At 37.3% G+C, this 24,684-nt stretch carries 39 protein-coding genes; all 39 read right to left on the bottom strand.

From position 1 onward, the window contains the following. Nucleotides 1-7: 7 nt before the first annotated feature. The 39 genes from C240_RS07985 to C240_RS07795 all read right to left on the bottom strand — a co-directional run bounded on the left by C240_RS07985 (nt 8) and on the right by C240_RS07795 (nt 24,651). The gene (locus tag C240_RS07985) at nt 8-805 is read right to left on the bottom strand and encodes an energy-coupling factor transporter transmembrane component T family protein (RefSeq protein ID WP_271494081.1); all 798 of its coding nucleotides are present in this window, start codon (nt 803-805) and stop codon (nt 8-10) included. Further along, on the bottom strand, nt 802-1,671 hold the full coding sequence (locus C240_RS07980) for an energy-coupling factor ABC transporter ATP-binding protein (protein ID WP_271494078.1): 870 nt from the start codon (nt 1,669-1,671) through the stop codon (nt 802-804). Before C240_RS07980 ends, C240_RS07985 begins: the two co-directional genes overlap by 4 nt. Further along, complete coding sequence (locus C240_RS07975; RefSeq protein WP_271494076.1) at nt 1,647-2,486, bottom strand: energy-coupling factor ABC transporter ATP-binding protein; 840 nt, start codon at nt 2,484-2,486, stop codon at nt 1,647-1,649. The genes C240_RS07980 and C240_RS07975 overlap by 25 nt, the downstream gene beginning before the upstream one ends. 405 nt (nt 2,487-2,891) lie before the next feature. Next, on the bottom strand, nt 2,892-3,275 hold the full coding sequence (gene rplQ / locus C240_RS07970; protein ID WP_069662435.1) for a 50S ribosomal protein L17: 384 nt from the start codon (nt 3,273-3,275) through the stop codon (nt 2,892-2,894). Nucleotides 3,276-3,328: 53 nt separating this feature from the next. Continuing rightward, a complete protein-coding gene (locus C240_RS07965) occupies nt 3,329-4,267 on the bottom strand; it encodes a DNA-directed RNA polymerase subunit alpha (RefSeq protein ID WP_271494068.1) in 939 nt (312 codons plus the stop codon). 80 nt (nt 4,268-4,347) lie between these two features. Further along, complete coding sequence (gene rpsK, locus C240_RS07960; RefSeq protein ID WP_010761668.1) at nt 4,348-4,737, bottom strand: 30S ribosomal protein S11; 390 nt, start codon at nt 4,735-4,737, stop codon at nt 4,348-4,350. 27 nt (nt 4,738-4,764) lie between these two features. Then, nucleotides 4,765-5,130, bottom strand: a complete 366-nt coding sequence (rpsM, locus tag C240_RS07955) for a 30S ribosomal protein S13 (protein ID WP_271494062.1) — start codon at nt 5,128-5,130, stop codon at nt 4,765-4,767. 18 nt (nt 5,131-5,148) lie between these two features. After that, on the bottom strand, nt 5,149-5,265 hold the full coding sequence (gene rpmJ / locus C240_RS07950; RefSeq protein ID WP_002288710.1) for a 50S ribosomal protein L36: 117 nt from the start codon (nt 5,263-5,265) through the stop codon (nt 5,149-5,151). Nucleotides 5,266-5,296: 31 nt separating this feature from the next. Beyond that, on the bottom strand, nt 5,297-5,515 hold the full coding sequence (gene infA / locus C240_RS07945; protein WP_002356224.1) for a translation initiation factor IF-1: 219 nt from the start codon (nt 5,513-5,515) through the stop codon (nt 5,297-5,299). 198 nt (nt 5,516-5,713) lie between these two features. Beyond that, nucleotides 5,714-6,364 (bottom strand): adenylate kinase, encoded by a 651-nt coding sequence (locus C240_RS07940; protein ID WP_271493928.1) that lies wholly within the window; start codon nt 6,362-6,364, stop codon nt 5,714-5,716. Between the two features lie 101 nt (nt 6,365-6,465). Next, nucleotides 6,466-7,764, bottom strand: coding sequence for a preprotein translocase subunit SecY (gene secY / locus C240_RS07935; protein WP_271493925.1), 1,299 nt, complete (start codon nt 7,762-7,764; stop codon nt 6,466-6,468). After that, on the bottom strand, nt 7,764-8,207 hold the full coding sequence (gene rplO, locus C240_RS07930; RefSeq protein WP_271493922.1) for a 50S ribosomal protein L15: 444 nt from the start codon (nt 8,205-8,207) through the stop codon (nt 7,764-7,766). The genes secY and rplO overlap by 1 nt, the downstream gene beginning before the upstream one ends. 37 nt (nt 8,208-8,244) lie before the next feature. Then, nucleotides 8,245-8,424 carry a 50S ribosomal protein L30 gene (rpmD, locus tag C240_RS07925; RefSeq protein ID WP_069645933.1) on the bottom strand — a complete coding sequence of 60 codons (180 nt, stop codon included), beginning with the start codon at nt 8,422-8,424 and terminating at the stop codon, nt 8,245-8,247. Nucleotides 8,425-8,437: 13 nt separating this feature from the next. Further along, the gene (gene rpsE / locus C240_RS07920; RefSeq protein WP_069635454.1) at nt 8,438-8,938 is read right to left on the bottom strand and encodes a 30S ribosomal protein S5; all 501 of its coding nucleotides are present in this window, start codon (nt 8,936-8,938) and stop codon (nt 8,438-8,440) included. A 20-nt stretch (nt 8,939-8,958) separates the two neighbouring features. Then, nucleotides 8,959-9,315 (bottom strand): 50S ribosomal protein L18, encoded by a 357-nt coding sequence (rplR, locus tag C240_RS07915; RefSeq protein WP_271493913.1) that lies wholly within the window; start codon nt 9,313-9,315, stop codon nt 8,959-8,961. 96 nt (nt 9,316-9,411) lie between these two features. Next, nucleotides 9,412-9,948 (bottom strand): 50S ribosomal protein L6, encoded by a 537-nt coding sequence (rplF, locus tag C240_RS07910; protein ID WP_271493910.1) that lies wholly within the window; start codon nt 9,946-9,948, stop codon nt 9,412-9,414. Nucleotides 9,949-9,979: 31 nt separating this feature from the next. Beyond that, a complete protein-coding gene (rpsH, locus tag C240_RS07905) occupies nt 9,980-10,378 on the bottom strand; it encodes a 30S ribosomal protein S8 (protein WP_010770626.1) in 399 nt (132 codons plus the stop codon). Between the two features lie 35 nt (nt 10,379-10,413). Continuing rightward, nucleotides 10,414-10,599 (bottom strand): type Z 30S ribosomal protein S14, encoded by a 186-nt coding sequence (locus C240_RS07900; protein WP_002356214.1) that lies wholly within the window; start codon nt 10,597-10,599, stop codon nt 10,414-10,416. 18 nt (nt 10,600-10,617) lie between these two features. Continuing rightward, a complete protein-coding gene (gene rplE / locus C240_RS07895) occupies nt 10,618-11,157 on the bottom strand; it encodes a 50S ribosomal protein L5 (protein ID WP_271493880.1) in 540 nt (179 codons plus the stop codon). A 26-nt stretch (nt 11,158-11,183) separates the two neighbouring features. Next, the gene (gene rplX, locus C240_RS07890; RefSeq protein ID WP_088270035.1) at nt 11,184-11,492 is read right to left on the bottom strand and encodes a 50S ribosomal protein L24; all 309 of its coding nucleotides are present in this window, start codon (nt 11,490-11,492) and stop codon (nt 11,184-11,186) included. 34 nt (nt 11,493-11,526) lie between these two features. Then, a complete protein-coding gene (gene rplN / locus C240_RS07885; RefSeq protein ID WP_010766218.1) occupies nt 11,527-11,895 on the bottom strand; it encodes a 50S ribosomal protein L14 in 369 nt (122 codons plus the stop codon). 58 nt (nt 11,896-11,953) lie between these two features. Then, a complete protein-coding gene (rpsQ, locus tag C240_RS07880) occupies nt 11,954-12,220 on the bottom strand; it encodes a 30S ribosomal protein S17 (RefSeq protein WP_010761681.1) in 267 nt (88 codons plus the stop codon). A 23-nt stretch (nt 12,221-12,243) separates the two neighbouring features. Further along, the gene (gene rpmC, locus C240_RS07875) at nt 12,244-12,432 is read right to left on the bottom strand and encodes a 50S ribosomal protein L29 (RefSeq protein ID WP_010766220.1); all 189 of its coding nucleotides are present in this window, start codon (nt 12,430-12,432) and stop codon (nt 12,244-12,246) included. Further along, a complete protein-coding gene (gene rplP / locus C240_RS07870; protein WP_002356208.1) occupies nt 12,422-12,856 on the bottom strand; it encodes a 50S ribosomal protein L16 in 435 nt (144 codons plus the stop codon). Before rplP ends, rpmC begins: the two co-directional genes overlap by 11 nt. A 2-nt stretch (nt 12,857-12,858) precedes the next feature. After that, nucleotides 12,859-13,515 carry a 30S ribosomal protein S3 gene (gene rpsC, locus C240_RS07865; RefSeq protein ID WP_271493799.1) on the bottom strand — a complete coding sequence of 219 codons (657 nt, stop codon included), beginning with the start codon at nt 13,513-13,515 and terminating at the stop codon, nt 12,859-12,861. Between the two features lie 110 nt (nt 13,516-13,625). Continuing rightward, nucleotides 13,626-13,973, bottom strand: coding sequence for a 50S ribosomal protein L22 (gene rplV / locus C240_RS07860; protein ID WP_069635459.1), 348 nt, complete (start codon nt 13,971-13,973; stop codon nt 13,626-13,628). Nucleotides 13,974-13,994: 21 nt separating this feature from the next. After that, nucleotides 13,995-14,273, bottom strand: coding sequence for a 30S ribosomal protein S19 (gene rpsS, locus C240_RS07855; protein WP_271493795.1), 279 nt, complete (start codon nt 14,271-14,273; stop codon nt 13,995-13,997). Nucleotides 14,274-14,315: 42 nt separating this feature from the next. Next, nucleotides 14,316-15,146 carry a 50S ribosomal protein L2 gene (gene rplB / locus C240_RS07850; protein ID WP_271493792.1) on the bottom strand — a complete coding sequence of 277 codons (831 nt, stop codon included), beginning with the start codon at nt 15,144-15,146 and terminating at the stop codon, nt 14,316-14,318. Between the two features lie 39 nt (nt 15,147-15,185). Continuing rightward, on the bottom strand, nt 15,186-15,476 hold the full coding sequence (locus C240_RS07845) for a 50S ribosomal protein L23 (protein ID WP_271493790.1): 291 nt from the start codon (nt 15,474-15,476) through the stop codon (nt 15,186-15,188). Then, the gene (rplD, locus tag C240_RS07840) at nt 15,476-16,099 is read right to left on the bottom strand and encodes a 50S ribosomal protein L4 (RefSeq protein WP_271493788.1); all 624 of its coding nucleotides are present in this window, start codon (nt 16,097-16,099) and stop codon (nt 15,476-15,478) included. The genes C240_RS07845 and rplD overlap by 1 nt, the downstream gene beginning before the upstream one ends. A 25-nt stretch (nt 16,100-16,124) precedes the next feature. Then, nucleotides 16,125-16,754: a 50S ribosomal protein L3 gene (gene rplC, locus C240_RS07835; protein WP_271493786.1), complete on the bottom strand. Its 630-nt coding sequence runs from the start codon at nt 16,752-16,754 to the stop codon at nt 16,125-16,127. A gap of 24 nt (nt 16,755-16,778) precedes the next feature. Continuing rightward, the gene (gene rpsJ, locus C240_RS07830) at nt 16,779-17,087 is read right to left on the bottom strand and encodes a 30S ribosomal protein S10 (protein ID WP_002389727.1); all 309 of its coding nucleotides are present in this window, start codon (nt 17,085-17,087) and stop codon (nt 16,779-16,781) included. 422 nt (nt 17,088-17,509) lie between these two features. Then, entirely contained in the window at nt 17,510-18,805 is a 1,296-nt protein-coding gene (locus tag C240_RS07825) for a sensor histidine kinase (RefSeq protein ID WP_271493498.1), read from the bottom strand. Between the two features lie 13 nt (nt 18,806-18,818). Beyond that, nucleotides 18,819-19,571, bottom strand: a complete 753-nt coding sequence (locus tag C240_RS07820) for a LytR/AlgR family response regulator transcription factor (protein ID WP_271493494.1) — start codon at nt 19,569-19,571, stop codon at nt 18,819-18,821. Between the two features lie 198 nt (nt 19,572-19,769). Next, nucleotides 19,770-20,894 (bottom strand): WxL protein host-binding domain-containing protein, encoded by a 1,125-nt coding sequence (locus C240_RS07815; RefSeq protein WP_271493491.1) that lies wholly within the window; start codon nt 20,892-20,894, stop codon nt 19,770-19,772. A 478-nt stretch (nt 20,895-21,372) separates the two neighbouring features. Next, nucleotides 21,373-21,777 carry a hypothetical protein gene (locus C240_RS07810; RefSeq protein WP_271493487.1) on the bottom strand — a complete coding sequence of 135 codons (405 nt, stop codon included), beginning with the start codon at nt 21,775-21,777 and terminating at the stop codon, nt 21,373-21,375. Between the two features lie 367 nt (nt 21,778-22,144). After that, nucleotides 22,145-22,888, bottom strand: a complete 744-nt coding sequence (locus C240_RS07805) for a WxL domain-containing protein (protein ID WP_271493485.1) — start codon at nt 22,886-22,888, stop codon at nt 22,145-22,147. 74 nt (nt 22,889-22,962) lie between these two features. Continuing rightward, nucleotides 22,963-23,745: a WxL domain-containing protein gene (locus tag C240_RS07800; protein WP_271493482.1), complete on the bottom strand. Its 783-nt coding sequence runs from the start codon at nt 23,743-23,745 to the stop codon at nt 22,963-22,965. A gap of 81 nt (nt 23,746-23,826) precedes the next feature. Next, nucleotides 23,827-24,651 carry a WxL domain-containing protein gene (locus tag C240_RS07795; protein ID WP_271493479.1) on the bottom strand — a complete coding sequence of 275 codons (825 nt, stop codon included), beginning with the start codon at nt 24,649-24,651 and terminating at the stop codon, nt 23,827-23,829. Nucleotides 24,652-24,684: the final 33 nt, after the last annotated feature.

Genomic DNA, 24,684 nt, shown 5'->3' with positions numbered 1-24,684 from the left:
TTTACTTCTAGCTTCTTACAAAAATCAATATTACTGTTAAAAGAGCAAAAGCAATCATTGCTTCTGTATCTTTGACATGCCAGTGAAGAACCCGATACTTCGTCCGACCATCTCCACCTTGATAGCCTCTCGCTTCCATAGCAGTCGCCAAATCTTCTGCTCGATTAAAACTACTAACAAACAAAGGAATCAATAGTGGAACGACTGCTTTCATTTTTTGGATTAAATTACCTTCACCGAAATCTACACCTCTAGCACGCTGAGCATTCATAATTTTTTCTGTTTCATCCATCAAAGTTGGTACAAAACGCAAAGCTATGGATAACATCAATGAAACTTCATGAACAGGAAAACGAACGACTTTTAACGGTCGTAATAAATACTCAATCGCATCTGATAAATCAAGCGGCGGCGTCGTTAATGTTAATAATGTGGACATAAAAATAATCAGCACAAAACGACAAAAAATGAACAGCCCGTTAATCACCCCATATTCAGTGATTGAAAAAATACCCCAATCAAAATAAACTTCTCCGCCTTGGGTAAATAGCATCTGCAAAGCTACCGTAAATAAAATTAACCAGATTAGCGGTTTAATTCCACGAATAAAGAACCGAATATTTACTTTAGATAAAAAGATTGCAAATAATGTAAATACAGCTAAAACAGCATAGGTCTGCCAGTTGTTTGCTAAAAAAATAATTCCAATAAAATAAAAACTAGCAATTAATTTTGCACGTGGGTCCATTGTATGAATAAATGAATCTCCAGGTATATAACGACCAAAAATCAATTTGTTCATCATTGGTCTTCACCTGCTTTCTTAGAACCTTTTAACAATGCATCTGCTAACTCATCTGCAGTTAGTGGTAATTGCTCAAAATTAATGCCTTTAGCTATTAATTTTTCTGCGAAAGCTGATGCAGTAGGCACTCCTAATTGTTTTTCTTTTAACCAATTAATATCATTGAACACTACTTGAGGAGTTCCAGCTTTAACAATTTTCCCTTTTTCTAACACAATTACATGATCGGCATAATTAGCCACATCATCCATTAAATGCGTTACTAAAACAATTGTCATTCCACGCTCATCGTGTAAATGTTGAAACATTTCCATCATTTCTTTGCGCCCTTGTGGATCTAATCCAGCTGTTGGCTCATCCAGCACTAAAACTTCCGGTTCCATCGCTAAAACTCCAGCAATCGCCACCCGTCGCATCTGACCTCCTGACAACTCAAAAGGAGAACGTTCCAAATAACTTGGATCTAATCCAACTAGACCGAGCATCTCAGCCGCTAATTTTGCAGCAGCTTCTTCAGAGACACCAAAATTCTTAGGCCCAAAAGCAATATCTTTCGCAACTGTTTCTTCAAATAGTTGTGCTTCCGGGAATTGAAAAACAATCCCGACTTTTTTACGAATTGGTTTTAAGTTTTTATTATTTGTTTCTGGTGTAATCGTACGATCACCAATCGTTACTGTTCCTTTAGTTGGTTTAACCAAAGCATTCAAATGTTGTAATAAAGTCGATTTCCCACTACCAGTATGTCCAACAATCGCAGTGTAAGAACCATCTTTTATTGTCATGTTTAAATCAAATAATGCCCGTTGCTCAAAAGGTGTATTGGGTTGGTACGTAAAATCTACTTGGTCAAAACAGATGTCCATAGCCAATCCACCATCCTTTCCTCAGTCAAATATTCGTTTGGAACGTCAATTCCACGTTGTTTCAAAGCAATTTTAAGTTTTTCAGGAAAAGGCAGATCTAAGCCCATTTGAACCAATTCAGTTCCTGCAGAAAAAATCTTTTCAGGTATTCCCTCATCCACTAGTTCACCTTGTTTCATCACTAAAATCCGATTCGCATTCGCTGCTTCATCGATATCATGAGTAATTGAAATAACGGTTAAATTACTTTCTTCTTTGATTTTCTTGATTGTCGAAATAACTTCTTCCCGACCTTCAGGATCCAACATACTTGTCGCTTCATCCAAAATAATAATATCTGGACGTAAAGCTACAACACCCGCTATTGCTACACGTTGTTTTTGCCCACCAGATAAACGAGCTGGTTCACGTGTAGTAAAAGCCGACATACGAACTTTCTCTAAAGCATCTTTCACCCGTACAAGCATTTCTTCTCTAGGTATTCCTTGATTTTCTAAACCAAAGGCAACATCATCTTCAACTGTTGATCCGACAAACTGGTTATCAGGATTTTGAAACACCATTCCAACCATTCGGCGAATATCCCAAACATTAGCTTCATTCAGTTCTTTACCACCGACAGCAATGCTGCCTGAATTAGGCAATAACAATCCATTGATCGTTTTTGCTAATGTAGATTTTCCAGAACCGTTGTGTCCAATTATCGCAATCCACTCACCTTGCTGAATGGAAAAAGATACATCTTTCAAAGCGGGAGAAGCATCTTCTGGTTGATAGTTAAAATGGATATTTTTTAATTCAATTATTGACTTCATCGCGTACTCCCTCAATTAATTATTCCTACTAACACTAACAAAAAATCAGTGTTTTTTCAATTATCTCTGCTTTATTTTACACTAATCCTTATTATAACAAATTAAGCGCTGGAATGGGTAGTTTTATCTGTCTTGACAGTAGATATTTTGATTTTATGAAATCAGCTTATCTTAATAAGCTCAAAAATGATAGTGAGGTGAAATTTGAGAAATCGAATTGTTATTTTGTCATAATTAAAACAAAAAAACCTAAAGGAATTTTCCTTTAGGCACAAAAAAACACCTTATATATGATGAGTGCTCTCTTGCCGAAAATCGGCAAGAGAAGCGTTGAGCTAGACTAGGAGTCGCCTCCAACATCATAACACTCTAAGAAACATCTATAAAGTGACGGTATAGTTTTGATTATTTAACAAATTCGATAATTACCATTGGTGCTGCATCTCCGCGTCTTGGTTCTGTCTTCAAGATACGAGTATAACCACCTTGGCGTTCAGCGTAACGAGGTGCAAGATCATTGAATAACTTTTGTAAAGCTGATTCAACAACAATTGCTTCGTTTTCTTCACGTACACTAGCAACTTCATTGCGAACAAAAGTAGCTGCTTGGCGACGAGCATGAAGGTCTCCGCGTTTGCCTAAAGTAATCATTTTTTCTGTTGTAGAACGAATTTCTTTTGCACGAGCTTCAGTCGTAACAATACGTTCATTGATAATTAAATCAGTAGTTAAGTCACGCAACATCGCTTTACGTTGGCTTGAAGTGCGTCCTAATTTACGATAACCCACGTTGGTATTCCTCCTTCGTTCTTTCTACTAACTTGAAATCTTTTCAAAAATGACTAGTCATCTTTACGTAAGCCTAAACCTAAATCATGAAGTTTAACTTTAACTTCTTCAAGAGATTTACGACCTAAATTACGAACTTTGATCATTTCTGGTTCAGATTTATTTGTAAGTTCTTGTACAGTGTTAATACCTGCACGTTTTAAACAGTTATATGAACGAACAGACAAGTCTAGTTCTTCGATGGTCATTTCAAGCATTTTTTCTTTTTGTGTTTCTTCTTTTTCGACCATGATTTCAGCGTTTTTCGCTTCATCAGTTAGGTTTACAAAGATGTCTAAATGCTCCGTCATAATCTTAGCAGCTAGGCTAAGAGCTTCTTGAGGAATGATTGAACCATCAGTCCATATTTCCATTGTAAGTTTGTCAAAATCATCACGACGTCCAACACGAGTGTTTTCTACTTGGTAGTTTACACGACGAACTGGTGTATAGATGGAATCAACAGGGAGAACACCGATTGGCATATCTTCCTTTTTATTTTCGTCTGCTTGAACATAGCCACGACCAGGTTTCACTGTTAAGCGAGCATGGAAAGTAGCTCCTTCAGAGACACTACAGATAATTAAATCTTTATTCAAGATCTCAACATCGCTGTCAACGATAATATCGCCAGCAGTTACTGTAGCAGGTCCTGTAATATCGATCTCAAGGGTTTTTTCTTCTTCAGCGTAAAGCTTTAATGCTAAACCTTTGATATTCAAGATGATTTGCGTTACGTCTTCTCTTACACCTTTTATGGTAGAGAATTCATGCAGCACGCCATCAATTTGAATATTAGTAATAGCAGCTCCTGGTAAAGAAGATAATAAAATACGACGTAGAGAATTGCCTAAAGTAGTCCCGTAACCTCTTTCCAGTGGTTCAACGACAAACTTGCCATAATCTCTATTCTCATCAATTTTTTCGATTCTTGGTTTTTCAAATTCAATCATTCTTATCTATACCCCTTTCAAAACGAAAAGTGTCTTGTTCAATGACGTTCTTAATTCAAACTCAGAATGAGTGGCGCTCATTAAACACGACGGCGTTTTGGAGGGCGGCATCCATTATGAGGAACTGGAGTCACGTCACGAATTGCAGTCACTTCTAAACCTGTTGCTTGCAATGAACGAATCGCTGCTTCACGTCCAGAACCTGGTCCTTTAACTGTTACATCAACAGTTTTAAGTCCGTGTTCTTGTGCTGCTTTAGTAGCAGCTTCTGCGGCCATTTGAGCTGCAAACGGTGTTGATTTTTTACTTCCTTTGAAACCTAATGAGCCTGCTGATGACCATGCTAATGCATTACCATGACTATCAGTAATCATTACAATTGTATTATTGAATGTAGAATGGATATGTGCAATCCCTGTTTCTATATTCTTTTTCACACGGCGTTTACGACTAACTTTTTTTGCTGCCATGAAGATCTAACCTCCTTCACTTAGGAATTATTTTTTCTTGCCTGCTACTGTACGAGCTGGGCCTTTACGAGTACGTGCATTATTTTTCGTGTTTTGTCCACGAGTTGGTAATCCACGACGGTGACGGATACCACGGTATGAACCGATTTCCATCAAGCGTTTGATGTTTAAGTTCACTTCACGACGAAGATCACCTTCAACTTTTAACTTATCAATTTCCGCACGGATAGCATCTGTTTGTTCGTTTGTTAAATCACGAACGCGAATATCTTCAGATACGCCAACGTTTGCTAAAACTTTTTTAGCTGTAGTATTACCAATACCAAAAATATAAGTAAGAGAAATTACTACACGTTTATCACGAGGGATGTCTACTCCTGCAATACGAGCCATTCTACGTTACACCTCCTATTATCCTTGACGTTGTTTATGTTTTGGATTTGCTGGGCAAATGACCATAACACGTCCTTTACGGCGAATTACTTTACAATGTTCACACATTGGTTTTACTGATGGTCTTACTTTCATGATAATACCTCCCTGATTTTACGGAGTACAATTATTTAAAGCGATAAGTGATTCGACCACGAGTTAAATCATATGGCGATAACTCTACAGTCACTTTATCCCCAGGTAAAATTCGAATGTAGTGCATGCGGATTTTACCGGAAACAGTTGCAAGAACTTGGTGTCCATTTTCTAGTTCAACTTTAAACATTGCATTCGGCAAAGTTTCGACGACTGTACCTTCGACTTCAATCATATCTTCTTTTGCCACGCACAGTACCTCCTTGTACTTGTTTCGCATTTTCACACGATAAAACGGCGGAAACTTCAGCTCCCACCTAGAATTTTCAATTAAACTTCTTTCTAAAAAAAAGATAGAAGTCGGACTGATATATTCTATCATAAACTATTCTATTTGGCAAGAGAATCTGAAACCAACAAAATGGTAGACTGCGGGCAATTCAAACAACTATTTTTTTTCGATGATTTCTTTCACTTCAGAAAAAACAGTATCGATTTCGCGATTCCCATCTATTGTATGCAACAAGTTTTTATTCTTATAAAAGTCTAAAATTGGTGCACTGCTTTTGATGTTGACTGCCAAACGATTTTTAACCGTTTCAGGCTTATCATCTTCTCTTTGATAAAATTCATGACCGCCGCAACGATCACATGTTCCTTCAACAGTTGGAGGATTGAAGATTTTATGGTAAGTTGCTCCACATGTTCGGCAGATAAAACGACCGGCCAAGCGCTCAACTAAAATATCTTCTGCTACATGGATGTCAATGACAGCATCAATTTTTTTATTTAATTCTGTTAACATTTTATCTAATGCTTCTGCTTGATCCAAAGTCCGTGGAAAACCATCTAATAAAAAACCTTTATCAGTATCAGGTTCAGCCAAACGTTCTTTGACAATTCCATTCGTTACATCGTCTGGAACCAAAGCACCTTTATCGATATAAGATTTCGCTTCTAAGCCAAGAGCAGTTTCATTTTGCATTGCTGCACGGAACATGTCTCCAGTAGAAATATGCGGGATACCGTAAGTATCAACAATTTTTTCTGCTTGCGTCCCTTTGCCTGCTCCAGGCAATCCCATTAAAATGAGGTTCATTTCTTTTCCTCCTAATTTTAAAGGCTGGCTTATGAAGCTAGCCAACTGTGAGAATAGTGGTAGAGAAAAACTTAAATAGTTTTATCTCCTCCACATGATTCTTACTTATTGATAAAGCCAACATATTGACGTTTCAACATTAAACCTTCTAATTGTTTAGCTGTCTCTAAAGCAACACCAATAACAATTAGTAAGCTAGTTCCTCCAAGGCCGATAGATTGCGGTAATTGCCAGATCATTTGAGCAATGATTGGTAGTAATGCAACTAAACCTAGGAATATAGAACCGACAACACTTAGTCTCATTAACATTCCAGAGATATATTCTTCTGTCCCTTTACCTGGTCGTACACTTGGAATATAACTTCCTTGTTTTTGTAAGTTTTCCGCTAATTTCTCAGGGTTAACTTGAACAAAAGCATAGAAGAATGTGAAAGCTACGATCAGTACAGTATAGATAATCGCACCTGGAACGGTATTGTAACTAAAAATTTGTGTCATTATATCATACCAACCTTCACCAGAATAATTCTTAGAGAAGGCTTGTAAAACAGCGTTCGGTGTTGCAATTAATGAACTTGCAAAGATAACTGGGATAACACCGGCAGCATTTACTTTTAAAGGTAAATAACTACTTGTTGGTGCACCAGATACACGTTTTGTATATTGGATTGGAATTTTTCTTTCTGCTTGTTGGAAGAATGTCACTAAAGTAACAATTGCTAAAATAGCGATAATTAATACAACAATAAAGATCACGGATTGCCAAATTCTAGAAGACTCAATATTGATAAAGTAATCGTCAACGATTTCTTTGATTCCTTCAGGTAAACGAGAAATAATCCCCGCGAAGATAATCATTGAAACACCGTTCCCAATTCCTTTTTCAGTAATTTGTTCTCCTAACCAAGTTACAAACATAGTACCACCAGTTAAGATTACAGCGATCATTACAAATGTACGTAAGCTAGGATTTTCTACAACTCCAACTGAACTTAATTGTTGGAATCCAGCAGTAATCCCCATTGATTGAGCAATACCCAAGACAATCGTTAGATATCTTGTTGCTTGGTTCAATTTTTTACGTCCTACTTCACCTTGTTTTGACCATTCTACAAACTTAGGTACAATATCCATTTGTAATAGTTGGATGATGATCGATGCTGTAATGTAAGGCGAAACCCCCATCGAGAAGATAGAGAAGTTTTGCATTGCACTACCGCTGACCATATTCAACATATTTAAAAATGGTAAATTGCTTAAATCCTGTAAACCTTTTGCATTCACGCCAGGTACAGTAATATGTGCACCTAAACGGAAAACAAACAGGATAAATACAGTAAACAAAATTTTCGATCTAATGTCTTTGACTTTAAAAGCGTCTTTTAATAGTTTAAACATTAGATCACCTCGATTGTTCCACCAGCTGCAACAATTGCGTCTTCTGCTGCTTTAGAGAATTTAGCTGCTTTCACAGTTAATTTTTTAGTTGTTAATTCACCGTTAGCAAGAACTTTAATCCCAGCTTTTTCGTTTTTCACGATTCCAGCTTCGATTAAGCCTGCAGGTGTAACTTCAGTTCCATCTTCGAAACGATTTAAGACATCTAAGTTGATGACTGCGTAATCTTTACGGTTGATGTTAGTGAAGCCACGTTTTGGTAAACGACGGAATAATGGAGTTTGACCCCCTTCAAATCCTAGACGAACACCACCGCCTGAACGAGCTTTTTGCCCTTTTTGTCCACGGCCGGATGTTTTACCATTACCAGATGAAGTACCACGTCCAACACGGTTACGTACTTGGCGTGAACCTTCAGCAGGTTTCAATTCATGAAGTTTCATTGGTTTGGCACCTCCTTAAACAATGTACTATTGCAAATTAAACTTCTTCAACGTCCACTAAATGTGATACAGTGTTGATCATACCTTTAATTGCTTCGTTAGCAGGTTTCACAACAGAGCTGTTTACTTTTCCTAAACCTAATGCTTTTACTGTATCTTTTTGGTTTTGAGGACGTCCGATAATGCTGCGTTTTAATGTTACTTTTAATTCAGCCATTCTTATGTCCTCCTTATCCTAAAATTTCTTCTACAGATTTACCACGAAGTGCTGCCACTTCTTCGGCACGTTTTAGTTGTTTTAACCCTTCAACTGTTGCGCGAACAACGTTGATTGGTGTGTTTGAACCTAATGATTTTGATGTAATATCTGCTACACCAGCTAATTCCAATACGGCACGAACTGGTCCACCAGCGGCTACTCCAGAACCTTCTACTGCAGGTTTCATAAGAATACGGCCACCACCAAATACTCCGATCACTTCGTGAGGGATAGTAGAACCAACCATAGGCACTTCAACTAAGTTTTTCTTCGCGTCTTCGATTGCTTTACGGATAGCTTCAGGTACTTCTTGAGCTTTACCAGTACCAAAACCAACATGTCCGTTTTTATCTCCCACAACAACTAAAGCAGCGAAACGTAGACGACGTCCACCTTTAACAACTTTAGTTACACGGTTGATCGCAACTACGCGGTCTTCTAATTCCAAGTGTTTTGGATCAATATAAACCATGAATGGTGTTCCTCCTTCTCCTAAAATTCTAGTCCATTTTCACGAGCTGCTTCGGCTAAAGCGGCTACGCGGCCATGGTAAAGGTATCCACCACGGTCAAAGACTACTACTTTAATGCCTTTTTCAGCGGCACGTTCAGCGATTAATTTACCAACAGCTGCTGCTGTTTCTGTTTTGTTTCCACCTGAAATTTCTTTCTCTAAGGCAGAGGCACTTGCTAGCGTTACACCCGCTACGTCATCAATAATTTGAGCGTAGATGTTTTTGTTAGAACGGAAAACGTTCAAGCGTGGGCACTCAGCAGTACCAGAGATTTTGTTACGTACACGACGATGTCTCTTTTGACGTGTTTTGTTTTTGTCTGGTTTTGTAATCACAATTGTCACCTCTTTGTATTTGCTAGCTATTAAGCTGCGATAAACAACGGATCGTTATTTTCCAAACAGTGTTGAAAAATAACTCTCAAGCTGCTATTATTTACCAGTTTTACCTTCTTTACGGCGTACGAATTCACCAACATAGCGGATTCCTTTGCCTTTATAAGGTTCTGGAGGACGAACGCCACGGATGTTTGCTGCTAATTCACCAACGTGTTCTTTGTTAGCGCCTTTAACAACTACTTGTGTGTTCGAAGGTACTTCTACAGTTACACCAGCTGGTGGTGTGATTTCTACTGGATGAGAGTACCCAACGTTAAGAATTAATTTAGTTCCTTGCATTTGAGCACGGTACCCAACCCCGATAAGTTCAAGTCCTTTTTCAAAACCTGTGCTTACGCCTACAACCATGTTATTGAAGTTAGCACGAGTTGTTCCGTGGATTGTTTTCATGTCTTTGCTATCGTTTGGACGAGTAAATGTTACTTCGCTTCCTTCGATATTCATTGTAATATCTGAAGAGAATTGACGAGTTAATTCACCTTTAGGTCCTTTTACAGTAATGTTGTTTCCTTCTTGTTTGACTTCAACGCCAGCAGGAAGTACAACGATTTTATTACCAATACGGCTCACTTAGAGACACCTCCTTGTGTGTTTTTTTAAATTACCATACGTAGGCGATTACTTCGCCGCCGATGTTTTTAGCTCTTGCTTCTTTATCAGTGATAACACCTTCAGAAGTTGAGATAATCGCGATTCCTAGACCATTTAATACTTTAGGTACTTCATCAGATTTGACATAAGCACGTAAGCCTGGTTTAGAGATACGTTTTAAGTTAGTGATAACACGTTCTTCGTTTTTACCGTATTTAAGGAAAACACGAATCACGCCTTGTTTGTCATCTTCAATATATTCTACATCGCGTACGAATCCTTCACGTTTCAGGATTTCAGCGATATCACGTTTGATTTTTGATGCAGGCACTTCTAAGCTTTCATGTTTAACCATGTTTGCATTACGAATGCGAGTTAAAAAATCTGCAATTGGATCTGTCATGACCATTGAACTATTTACCTCCTTTATGCGAGTTTACTTGTTTACCAGCTAGCTTTCTTCACGCCGGGAATTTGACCTTTATAGGCAAGTTCGCGGAAGCAAATACGGCAAAGATGAAATTTACGATAAACTGAATGTGGACGTCCGCAACGTTCACAACGAGTATACGCTTGTGTTGAATGTTTTGCAGGGCGTTTGTTTTTAGCAATCATTGATTTTTTAGCCACGTAGTTCGCCTCCTTATTTTATTTTTGGAATGGCATACCTAATTGTGCCAACAACTCACGAGATTCTTCATCTGTGTTCGCTGTTGTAACAATAACGATGTCCATGCCGCGTACTTTATCTACTAAATCGTAATCAACTTCTGGGAAGATTAATTGTTCTTTAATACCTAAAGTGTAGTTACCACGTCCATCAAAGGCTTTTTTACTTACACCGTGGAAGTCACGTACACGAGGTAGAGAAACTGATACTAATTTATCTAAAAATTCGTACATTCTTTCTCCGCGTAAAGTAACTTTCGCACCGATTGGCATTCCTTCACGAAGACGGAATCCAGCGATTGATTTCTTAGCTTTAGTGATTAATGGTTTTTGACCAGTGATCAAGCCTAATTCTTCAACAGCTTTATCTAAGTTTTTTGCGTTTGATACAGCGTCACCCACACCCATGTTAATAACGATTTTATCAACTTTAGGTGTTTGCATAACTGAACTATAATTAAATTTTTCCACTAATGATGGAGTAATTTCTTTAATATACTTTTCTTTCAGGCGGTTCATTTAGTAAGCCCCTCCTTCCTTTTAATCTATTTATCTAAGACTTCACCGGTTTTTTTAGAAACACGGACTTTTTTACCATCGACTTCTTTGTAGCCAACACGACCAGCTACACCTGTACCGTCAACTACCATTACATTAGAAACATGAATTGGCGCTTCGACTTCCAAGATTCCGCCTTGTGGCGCTGCTTGGCTAGGTTTTTGGTGTTTTTTCATGATGTTGACACCTTCAACGATGACTTTGTCTTTTTTAGGAAACGCTGCTAATACAACGCCTTCTTTATTTTTGTCTTTACCAGTGATAACTTTTACTTTATCGCCTTTTTTAACAAACATTACGGTTTCGCACCTCCTTTGATACGTGTCCTGATTATAATACTTCTGGTGCTAGAGAAACGATCTTCATGAAGTTGTTTTCACGTAATTCACGTGCAACAGGACCGAAGATACGAGTTCCACGTGGGCTCTTATCATCACGGATAATCACCGCAGCATTTTCATCAAATTTAATATAAGAACCGTCAGTACGACGAGCTCCTGATTTTGTACGAACGATAACGGCTTTTACTACTTCACCTTTTTTAACAACTCCACCTGGCGTTGCTTGTTTGACCGTAGCAACAATCACGTCACCAATATTAGCAGTTTTACGTCCAGAACCACCTAGTACTTTAATCGTTAAGATTTCACGAGCACCTGAGTTGTCTGCAACTTTTAATCGGCTTTCTTGTTGGATCACGATGTGTATCCCCCTTTCAGATTTTATGTTTCAATCTATATAGGAAAATCTCGTTTTATTAGATAATAACTGCTTCTTCGACTACCTCTAGTAAACGGAAACGTTTTGTAGCTGATAATGGACGAGTTTCCATGATTCTTACGATGTCACCAACTTTTGCAGTGTTGTTTTCATCATGAGCTTTGTATTTTTTAGAATATTTCATGCGTTTACCGTAAATAGGGTGGTTTTTCTTTGTTTCTACGACAACAGTGATAGTTTTATCCATTTTGTCTGAAACAACACGACCTTGGTAAACTTTGCGTTGATTTCTTTCTTCAGTCATACGCGTTTGGCCTCCTTCCACTATTAGTTAGCTTGTTCACGCAATACTGTTTTGATGCGTGCAATCGATTGACGTACTTCTTTAATACGTGCAGTGTTTTCTAATTGACCTGTTGCTAGTTGGAATCTAAGATTAAACAATTCTTCTTTGAATTGCTTTTCTTTTTCAAGCATTTCGGCAGTGGTTAATTCTCTGATTTCTTTAACCTTCATTCGATTCACCACCCATTTCCTCACGTTTTACAATCTTAGTTTTGACCGGTAATTTGTGGGATGCAAGACGAAGAGCTTCACGAGCTACTTCTTCAGGTACGCCTGCGATTTCAAACATGATCTTGCCACGTTTAACTGGTGATACCCAGCCTTCAGGAGCCCCTTTACCTTTACCCATACGAACACCGATAGCTTTACTTGTATATGATTTATGAGGGAAAATTTTAATCCATACTTTCCCGCCACGTTTCATGTAACGAGTCATCGCAATACGGGCAGCTTCGATTTGACGGTTAGTAATCCAGTGAGATTCTGTTGCTTGTAAACCCCATTCACCAAATGCTACTTCTTTTCCGCCTTTGGCTTCACCACGCATTTTACCTCTAAATTCACGACGGTGTTTTACACGTTTAGGTACTAACATGATTATTTCCCTCCTTTCTCAGTGTTTTTTTTCGCTGGAAGAATTTCTCCACGGTAAATCCACACTTTAACTCCTAATTTTCCGTAAGTTGTGTCTGCTTCTTCCCATGCGTAATCAATATCTGCACGCAAAGTATGAAGTGGAACTGTACCTTCAGAGTAACCTTCTGAACGAGCGATATCAGCACCGTTTAAACGACCTGATACTTGTGTTTTGATTCCTTTAGCGCCTGAACGCATAGTGCGTTGGATCGCTTGTTTTTGAGCACGACGGAAAGCAACACGGTTTTCTAATTGACGTGCAATTCCTTCGCCTACTAATTTTGCATCTAAATCTGGTTTTTTGATTTCAACGATGTTGATGTGAACTCGTTTGCCAGACAATTTGTTTAATTCTTTTCTTAGGTTTTCGACTTCAGATCCGCCTTTACCGATAACCATACCTGGTTTAGCTGTGTGGATTGAAATGTTCACACGATTTGCAGCGCGCTCGATCTCAATTGTAGACACAGCGGCATCAGCAAGTTTTGTCGCGATAAATTTACGGATTCTTAAATCTTCGTGTAAGAACTCAGCATACTCTTTTTCAGCATACCATTTTGCATCCCAGTCGCGGATGATGCCTACACGCATTCCAATTGGATGTACTTTTTGACCCACTGATTGTCCCTCCTCTTAATCTCTTGAGGTCTGGTTCTCATTATTCTTAAACGTTAAAGTAAAAGACTAATGATCCTTCCTCATATCTTGATCTGTTTTAAAGACACAGATTATTTTTCTGATACTACTACTGTAAGATGACTTGTACGTTTGTTAATTGGTGATGCTGAACCTTTTGCACGTGGACGGAAGCGTTTCATTGTTGGTCCTTCGTTAACAAATGCTTCAGATACTACTAAGTTTTCAACGTCTAAGTCAAAGTTATTTTCAGCGTTAGCAACTGCTGACATTAAGACTTTCTCAATGATTCCAGCTGATTTGTTTGGAGTGAATTTCAAGATTGAAATTGCATCCGCAACGCTTTTACCTCTGATAAGATCGATTACTAAACGGGCTTTACGAGGTGAAGTGCGAACTGTTTTTGCAGTTGCCTTAGCTGATGTAATTTGTTCTGACATTTGCATTTCCTCCCCTCAAAATTAACGTCTAGTTTTTTTATCGTCGGCAGCATGGCCACGATAAGTTCTAGTTGGTGCAAATTCACCTAATTTATGTCCTACCATATCTTCTTGGATGTATACAGGAACGTGTTTACGTCCATCATACACAGCAATTGTAAATCCAACAAATTGTGGAAAAATTGTAGAACGGCGTGACCAAGTTTTAATTACTTTTTTCTTTTCGGCACCTTGTTGAGCTTCGACTTTCTTCATCAAATGATCATCAGCGAAAGGCCCTTTTTTCAAACTACGACCCATGGTGAACCTCCTCTCAAAATGTACGACACATGGTCAAAAAAATTATTTAGTACGACGACGAACGATAAGTTTGTCTGATTTAGCTTTTTTATTACGAGTTTTCAAGCCGATAGCTGGTTGTCCCCAAGGTGATACGGGCGCTTTACGTCCGATTGGTTGTTTACCTTCACCACCACCGTGTGGGTGATCGTTAGGGTTCATTACGCTACCACGAACTGTTGGGCGTTTACGCATCCAACGAGAACGGCCGGCTTTACCAATGTTGATTAATTCGTGTTGTTCGTTACCAACAGCGCCGATTGTTGCACGGCAAGTTGCTAAGATCATACGAACTTCGCCAGAGTTTAAACGGATTAATACGTATTTGCCTTCTTTACCAAGTACTTGAGCACTTGTTCCAGCTGAACGAATTAATTGTCCGCCTTTACCAGGTTTCATTTCAATGTTGTGAACAACAGTACCTACTGGAATGTTTTCCAATGGTAATGCGTTCCCTACTTTAATATCTGCTTCTGGACCAGAAACAAGGCGCATGCCAACTTCCAATCCTTTTGGTGCTAAGATGTATGCTTTAACTCCATCTTCGTAGTGTACTAACGCGATGTTAGCAGAACGATTTGGATCATACTCGATAGTTTTAACAACTGCTACGACGTTGTCTTTATTACGTTTGAAGTCAATCAAACGGTATTGACGTTTGTGACCGCCACCTTGATGACGAACAGTGATACGACCGTTGTTGTTACGACCGGCATGGTTTTTTAATGGCGCCAATAACGTTTTTTCTGGTGTTGAAGTCGTGATTTCTGCGAAATCAGACGTTGTCATATTACGACGGCCATTTGTGGTAGGTTTGTACTTTTTAATCGCCACGTCTTTTTCCCTCCCATTTAGTAATTAAACATGGTCTGCTTATTCAGCAGCATCGAAAATTTGAATTTCTTTTGAATCGTTTGTTAAAGTCACAACAGCTTTGCGACGTTTTTTAGTATATCCTGCATATTTACCCATGCGTTTGAATTTTGGACGCACGTTAATGATGTTTACGTTTTTAACTTTAACATCAAATGCTGCTTCAACAGCTTGTTTTACTAAAGTTTTGTTTGCGCGAGTGTCAACTTCGAAAGTGTATTTCTTTTCGTCCATAGCAAGCATGGATTTTTCAGTGATCACTGGGCGTTTGATTACGTCTAGTAAGTTCATTATGCAAGCACCTCCTCAATTTGAGTAAGAGCAGTTTGTGTTGCCAATACCTTTGTATTAGAAACGATATCTAGAACACTTACGTTATCAGAAGTTACTACAGAAACGTTTGGTAAATTACGTGCAGATAATGCTGCAAAATCATTTCCAGTTTCTAGAACAACTAATACTTTCGTATCAATAGATAAGTTTGTAAGAACTTGTTTAAATTCTTTTGTTTTTGGTGCGTCGAAGCTTAATCCTTCAACAGCTACCAAGTTACTTTCAGCAACTTTATCTGATAATACAGATTTCATTGCTAAGCGACGAACTTTTTTAGGAAGTTTGTAGCTGTAAGAACGTGGTGTTGGTCCGAAAACTACGCCACCTCCACGCCATTGTGGTGAACGGATTGAACCTTGACGAGCACGACCAGTACCTTTTTGACGCCATGGTTTACGGCCGCCGCCACGAACTTCTCCGCGGTGTTTTACTGAGTGTGTTCCTTGTCTTAATGAAGCGCGTTGCATGATGATTGCATCGTAGACAACAGTTTCATTTGGTTCAATTCCGAAAATTTCTTCGTTTAATGTGATTTCACCATTTTGAGTTCCATCTTGTTTAAATAATGCTACATTCGGCATTCCTTAGTTCCTCCTTCCCCTATACTTATTTAGCTTTCACAGCTGATTTGATTGTGATTAATGATTTTTTCGCTCCAGGAATGTTTCCTTTAATTAGGATTACATTTCTTTCAACGTCCACTTTAACAACTTCAAGATTTTGAATTGTTACGCGGTTGCCACCCATACGGCCGGCTAAACGTTTATTTTTAAATACACGGTTAGGTGCTACTGGACCCATTGACCCAGGACGACGGTGGTAACGAGAACCGTGAGACATTGGTCCGCGGCTTTGTCCGTGACGTTTGATAACGCCTTGGAATCCTTTACCTTTTGTTGTTCCTGTAACATCAATAATGTCTCCTGCTTGGAAAACATCTACCTTAATTTCTGTTCCTACTTCGTATTCTCCCAGCTCAACATTTTTGAATTCCTTAATGAAGCGCTTAGGAGCCGTGTTTGCTTTTGCAACATGACCTTTCGCAGGTTTGTTTGATAAAACTTCACGTTTGTCTTGGTAACCAACTTGAACAGCTTCGTAACCGTCAGTTTCAACAGTTTTTACTTGTAAAACTACGTTTGGCGTAGCTTCAACTACTGTTACTGGAATTAATTCACCAGACTCAGTAAAGATTTGTGTCATTCCCACTTTTTTCCCTAAGATTCCTTTGGTCATGAGTACACCTCCATCATCTTAATTTTATAGTTTGATTTCAATATTTACACCAGACGGTAAGTCAAGCTTCATTAAAGCATCAACTGTCTTTGGTGTTGGGTTCACAATGTCGATTAGACGTTTGTGAGTACGCATTTCGAATTGTTCGCGAGAATCTTTGTATTTATGAGTCGCACGAATAACTGTGTAAAGCGAGCGTTCTGTTGGTAATGGAATCGGACCTGATACGTCAGCTCCAGTTCTTTTTGCTGTTTCCACAATTTTATCCGCTGATTGATCTAAAATACGGTGTTCATACGCTTTTAAACGGATACGAATCTTTTGTTTTGCCATCTTGTTCCCTCCTTCGCCTATTTTGAAAGTAGACATAGCTCCACGAAAATTTTTCCGTCACGCTCGTTCGTGGCAAAGCGTCCGGGCGTGTCGCAACCTCTCGTTTCTTAGCCGATAAACCAAAACCTTGATTTATCAATGCTTTTCACACTTCTGTAAACAGCACCTTTGTAATTATATTACAGAAACACAGCAATAGCAAGGTTTTTTTCACTTTTTTTCAGAGTTTCTTTCATTAGTTTCACTCAAGTCAAAATACTCAATTTTTCCTTTATTATTTTTCATATAATTTTTAGCGCAATAAATAGTAAAAAGCGAATTACACTTTGCATTTTTGCCATCCGATAACGAAACATAGCAAAAGCAAGCGCATATTCGCTTTTTGAACTTTTTCAAAAACTACTATCAAAAGAATTTAACTGTTACTCACTTTTCGGCAATGAGAAACTCGCTACAAAAAAACCAGATTCTAGATCAAAACCATAGGAAGCTTTTCGATACTGTTTTAGTAACTTAGTAAAAATATGAAGTCCTTTTCCTTGATGGCCTTTTTTTGTTGTAAAATTATTTTTAAGCAATTGGCTAATAGAAAGGCTGCCTTCATATGCATTTCTGACTTCTATCAAAGTCGATTGTTCATGAATATCTAACGTCACTTCGATTAACGGTCTTTCAACACCCTCAGATGCTTCCACTGCATTATCCAATAAAATTGAAAAACAACGAATAAAATCCAATAGATTAATCGTAATATCAAACTCAGATATTTCTTGTTTCACTATAAGTTGTACGGGAATTTTTTTCTCACGACAACTTTCCAGAAACTTAATCAGCAATCCTTGAATCGGCGGACTCTTTATCGCTGTCACCTGAGAGAAGTCATCTGATTCCGTGAAAGAATTAGAATATTCAACAATTGAAGAAACATACTTACGAGCCTCCGCAATTTGATCTTGTTCCAAATAGGTTGACAGACTTACTAGGATATTTCGGTAATCATGTCTAAATTCATTAGCCAAATGCAGTTTTTCTTCTTCTTGAAAGGATTTTTGTGAAAGAAGTCGAATGCTTTGCTGCTGTTGATAAAACTGACTAATCAGATAGATAATGTAACAAAAAACGGCTGTGAAAGCTAAAGACATCACAGTTAAATACGCGAACTTAACAATTTGTAGTTGCACTAAGCTAATCGTCCGAATCACGTTTAGCGAATAGAGTAGCGCAATACATAGAATAGATTGTGTAATATATTTTTTCTGCAACTGAGAAACAGATTCAAAAATATTATACTTAGCACTTATTTTTTTCGTAACCATAATGAGACCAAATAAAACAAGTTGCTGCAAAATCCACGCTGCGTCATCAAAAAGTTTATATTGTTCTGTCGTAATCGCTTGTCTGATCCATAAAATAAAAAATGAATCCCATGTAATTAACCCTGCAATAAGCATCATCGTATTTTGCAAAAGAAAATATAATGCTGCCAATATCCAACTTTGTAAAAAACGAATAAGAAAATAAAACTCAAGAACTACAAAAAAGATCAGCAGATTAACTGCTCTAGTATCTCTAAATACATAGTAAACAACTAATTGAACAAAAATATAAGCTGTCAGAAAAATCACTTGTCGAAAACTAAAATATTTTTTATACCCTAACAGCCACAAAACCTGAATATAATTCAAAGAGAGCAACAATACTTCCAGTGGTAACCCCATGATTTCCCTCCTTTTATAGAGCACTTTTCAATTTATTGATAATTCTTGAACCGACTTCTAATTCACTACCTTCATCAAAAACAATCAACCCTTCAGAACGGCTTAATGACGAAACATGAGTTAAATTAATAATATACGAACGCAGATCTGTGTATAAATAACGAACATCTATCTGCTCTTTCAATTTATTGATAGAGCCTTCTATTATTTGTTCAGATTGAACCGTCTTAACCACTAACATGTTTCGCATACCAGAGGCAGATTGAATATAGAGAATGTCTTTATATTTTACAAAGACTGTTTTTCCGAATTTTTTTAAAGAAATGTATTCTTCCGTATCTTGGGTTCTGTTTACAATTTCTTTTTTAATAGTAGAAAAAAGATTTTCTACCATTCGCTGATCCAGTCCCATGCCTTTGATTAGATAAGAAGTAGCATTAATATTTTGATTAATAATTTCAATGCCTTTGCTTTCTAAATTAGTTAAAAAAACAATGAAGCTGTGTTTGTTTTTTTGTCTAATCTTTTTAGCCATATCAATTCCTGAAAAATGTGTGTTCAAGTCAATATCAATAATAAAAACATCATTGTCATCAATAGTTAGTTCTTCTATCTCTTTATTAAAAAAAGCATCTAGTTCTTCTATTGAAATAATATGCAACGTAGACTGAAAAGGCGTTTCTTGAAGTGAAAAAATATAATCATGAAGTTTTTTTCTATAAACAAACTCATCTTCTATTAGATAAACACGTATAATATCAGGCATATTGTATCAACTCCTTTAATTAATTGTACAAATTCTGACCTAAATAAGAAAGTAAAAGTGCTTAGGAAGCTAATACATTCAACATAACACCTCTAGCTATACAAAAAAAACACTAGATAAAACTATTGAACTGTTTTATCTAGTACTCTGTTTAATTAACTTCATTAAAGCAAACAACACTTGGCAGTTACTTCGTTTTTACTTTTTTTCTGAAGTGCTTTTTTTACTGCCGTTTAATTGTTCTCTTTTTCTGCGAATACGTTTAGCTTTTTTGCGAGCTTCTTGTCTTCTTAATTCTTCCAGATGTTTCTTTCTTTGACGCATCATCCAGATTACTAGCCCAATAATCACTACTAATAAGATAGAGCCACCGATAATGAAGTACATCATGTAGTCATTTTGCTCTTCTGCCAATTCTACTGCTTCGTCATTGAACTTTTTCGCTTCATCAGCTTTAATTTCGAATTCTTTTTCAAATTCCCATTTTTCTCCGGCTGCTTCAGCAGTCATTTTCAGCACATATTTACCTGTTCTAAATGGTTTGTTTGCTGTTGGAATACCGTAATCAAAACTAGAATTAGGTGCCATGTTTAAGTTTTCTTGTTTATTATGGTAAATAGGTGTTTCTTTATTATCCGCGGCAAAAACATCTGCTGTTACTGTGATGTTTCCTAAAATACGGGTTGTCGGGTTTTGCAATGTTCCTAAAACGGTATTACGGTAATTTCTTTGACCTGCTTTAGCATCAATTAATTGTAAATCCGGCGTTACTGAATCATCGTTTTCTGACAAGCGAACACCGACCACGTAAGCAAATTTATTTTCAATTTGTACACCAGATTCTTTACTACCTTCAGCTTTGTCTTCTTTCTGTGTAAAATGTAAGCCCCCCAAGATAATTCCGCTAAACGACTCTGTTGGAACATCAACTTGTACATTAATCGTTTTGACTTCTTTTGCTTCAAGTTTAACTTCCGGCTCTACTTTTGATATTTTTGAAAAAGGATATTTTAAAGTACTGTCCAGTTTAGGATCTTCTGCGCCGTAGTCAATGACACCATTGTCGTTTGTAATTGCAGTGTTTGAGTGAATTAGCACAGTTACTTCTTTATCTGTATTATTTTTCAACTCAACTTCAAGTTGTTCCACTTCGCCTGGTTTAACACTTAAATCAAAATATGTTTTTGTTTTATCTCGTTGATTTTCCGGGATTTTTGCTTCAACAGAAAAACTCATTTCTTCAGCAAAAGCATTATGTCCTCCTCCAAACCCAATTGAAATAACGCCAATAATCATAAAAATAGTAGGTATTAATCGTTTCATACTGTTTTCTCCTTTTCTTATCAAATTAAGCTTTCCATAGTTAGCGTATGTTTTAGTTATGTTCACATAATTTTTTTGTTTATTTTTAAAAATCAAATTGTGTATGTATTGTTTAACTATTAGAAATGGTCGTCTCACTCCTTTTATATAAAAACAAAATTTTTAACAACCTAACAATGAAGTTCTATTGATATTTCTTTTAAATATTTAACTTGTAAAATCATATTACTATATTCTAAAAACTGAAAATGAACATTACAGCGTTCTCATTTCACTTTAGTGTTTTATTTATATTTTTATCTTCGTTTTCTGTGATAAATAATAGATAAACATGAATGTTTAAACAATATTGGTCAGCACATATTTTTTTGTTAGTGTTCTTGATTTTTTTCAAAAACAAATTGAAATTCACGAAAGTTTGATAAACAATTTTCGTGAACTTCTGCTTATTTTTCAATAAATCGAACTATAAAACAAATTAGAAATAATTTATCCCGTTAATACTAACTAAATGTTTACCAAATCCAGCTAAAATTTTATTGTTTGTAGATTGATATTCAATAATGAAGCCTTCGTTAAGTTTGATATCTTGTTTACTAATCTCATACTCATACATTCCTGCTTTTTTAGGTATTTCGATGATTCCTTTGTCGGCAAGTATTTTTCCTTGTTGACTCATGATTGACAGATGAATTGAAGCCCCTGTTTGAACCTGCCCGACATTGTAGCGAACAACATAGCCATCTGAACTTTCTTTAACAGTCAAGTTGCTCAAATACGAAGCTGCCTCTGTTTTTTGTCCCCCTGTAAACATCAAACTTACCATAGCTAATAACGCTACCACTCCTAAGAAAACACCAGATACTTTGTTACTTTTTTTCATAATAACTTTCCTCCATTTTTGTTTTATTTTATAGCACTTATATTTAAGCGCTGTAAAACCTTTCTCTTTTACTCGTGAGTCAATTCCCCTTTAAGTACAAGCTTCTATAAAAAAATGTATGTATCCACTTGTACAATAACTACGAGTTTATTTAAATATGAACTTATTGAGTGTGAGGCAAAACTAAAAACTAGTTTCGCTGCACACTTAAAATCCGAATAAACGGTGAAAAAAGCAATCCCAGCTTATTTCCGAAGCTTTCAATTCTTAGAGCTTTCACTTTTAGAAATTGGTGTCATCAAAACGAAGTGTGGTTAGTTACTTCTGCTCCTGCCGTTTATTCAGATGTATTTTCGTGACACACTATTTATTGCTGGGGACTGTCACTTAGCGTCCACACAAGGCTTGTTTTATACAATCCTGCAACTTTTTTAGAATCGCCAGGAATTTTTAATTGAATACTACTTTTAGATTGATTGCTGGTTTCTCCAAAACGGTCTACCCAAGTCCCCATACCGTGATCCGCTTCAGCATTCATTACTAGCGCTTCTTGCCCATCTGCCGTTAAAGTGAAGGTCGAAGCCGCAATTGGTGCAGTTTCTGTTTTCCCAGATTTGGCACTTAACACAGGATTTGTGAAGACTAATTCAGTTCCAGCTAAATCGTTACTACCATTTTTAAAAGCACCATTTTGCTTAACTGTTAAACGCCAGCCTACATTCGTTCCGCGGTTATCCGTAATTTGGATATAGTTAGGCACTTCAATAACGTTTTCCTCATCATCCATTACTTGATCCGGTTTCACTTGATAGACAGCATCATTTCCTTGAGCTTTTTGACTTCCAAAGCGTAGATTAGAAACATAATTAATACTCAACGGGCCTTTAGTACTAGGCGGATGCGGGTTTTCTTCTCCATCAATTTCCGGTACTGGTTTGACTGGTTTTGTTGGATTAACAGGATTAACAGGTTTTTCGATTTCTGAACCATCATTTTTTTCAATACTGACATAAGCATTTGATTCAATACTGCCACCATCTTCTGCCGATGCTGCGATAGGAAGCATTGCAATAGCTAACAAACACGTACTAAATAGAAATCCTTTTTTCATTCTTTCACTTCCTTTAAATAGAGAAAGAATAGAATTTACATCCTATTACTTTCTCCTGAATAGTCAATCATTTTTTAAACAGTTGGTGTATTATATAATGTCCATTCGATTTCAGCCGTGTATAGTCCTGCTTCTTTTTTAACTGATCCTGGAATAGTTAAGTGAACACTATTAGCTGCATCACCTAATGTAGTTTTATCACTTTCTAAAAGAGTTCCGTATAAGATATTCCAAGTTCCCATACCTTTATCTTTATCCGCATTTGCAATCAACGAAGCATTGTCAGCTGTTAAAACAACTGGTTTAACAACATTTGGCTTAAATTCAGCATTATCTGCTGCTTGCGCTTGAGCCCAAGCATTTTCTAATGTAATAGTACTTCCGTTCAAAACAGATAAATTATTTGTAAATTGTTTTGAAATTTTCGCTGTTAATGCCCAGCCAGCGTTATTACCACGGTTATCCGTTACTTGCGCAAAGTTTGGACGAGCTTTTTCTCCAACTCCTTCAAAATTCGGCGTAGGTAATTTCGCTGTGTAATCTTGTGTATTACCTGACATTTTAATTGTACCGAAGTCAAACGCTGTTAATAAGCTCAAACGTAAAGATGTATTTTGACCTGGATCAACAACACCTGGTCCAGGATTTTCTGGATCGATTTCACCACCATTGTCACCACCATCACCGCCGCCAGGGCCTACAGGCTTCTCACCTTCGTCACCACCATTATCAGCTTCTAAAACAACAGTTGCATCCGTAGTTGCTCTTGCCGGGTAATCCTCTTCTGCTTGAACGCTATATCCACCTAAAATACTGGCACTAATTAATCCGATTGCTGCAATTCCTAGTTTTTTCATTGTTTGTTTCCTCCAAATTGTTTAGTTGAAAATCAGGGTAGAGATTCAACCCTGATTTCTATTTTTCCTACTATTGCATTATTATGATGCGGGTCCGTCAGACAAGATCCACGTTAGAGTTGATTTGTATGGAACACCTGCTTTAGGTTGGGCTTTCGCCGGGATATCTAGTTTAACCCCTGTTCCATCTACTAATGTTTTATACGCAACTGATGTCTGCTCTTCTTCACCAAATTTCATTGTCCATGATCCTGTCCCAGCTTTTAATGCTGCATCTGCACTCATTAAAGTAGCCGCATCCGCGCCTAGTTCTAACTTATTCGCAAATGCGCTAGGTGCTGCGACACCTTCCGGTCCACTCAATACTGGTTGATTCAAGCTTAAAACAGCACCATTTAGTGTTGATACAACATCATTTTCATCCTTGCCAGTAAAGTTTGATGCAGAAACACTAACGTTCCAGCCACTTAATTTACCGCGGTTATCCACCACTTGGATAAAGTTTGGAATATTTTCATAGACACTATCTGCTGCATCTTTATGCTTCAACGTTAATTTTGTTCCTTTAGCCCATAATTGCATACCATTACCATTTAACTTAATCGGTACATCTTGTCCCAAGTCATTTTTTTCATTGAAACGGAAATTTGACACCCAAGCAATATTAAAACTAGCATTTCCATCTCCATTATTTCCATCGCTGCCTTCTGGATCAACAACGCCACCTTCTCCACCACCTTCAACTGGCGGTTCAACAACTTCTTCACCATCATCATTTGCACTAAATAGTACGGTTGCTTCTGATTCGGCTTCTGGCGTTGTTGTATCCGCAAAAGCGGCTGGTGCTCCTAATGTTAGTGCGCTAAAACTGATAATTCCTAAACTTAATAGAGTCATTTTTTTCATAATATTCTCTCCTATTTCTGTTCTTTAGTTTGA

Source organism: Enterococcus sp. 5H (genome assembly GCF_028128615.1).
Lineage (GTDB): Bacteria > Bacillota > Bacilli > Lactobacillales > Enterococcaceae > Enterococcus_L.
Note: the sequence above shows the minus strand (reverse complement) of the source record. Positions and strands in the feature narration are given on the sequence as shown.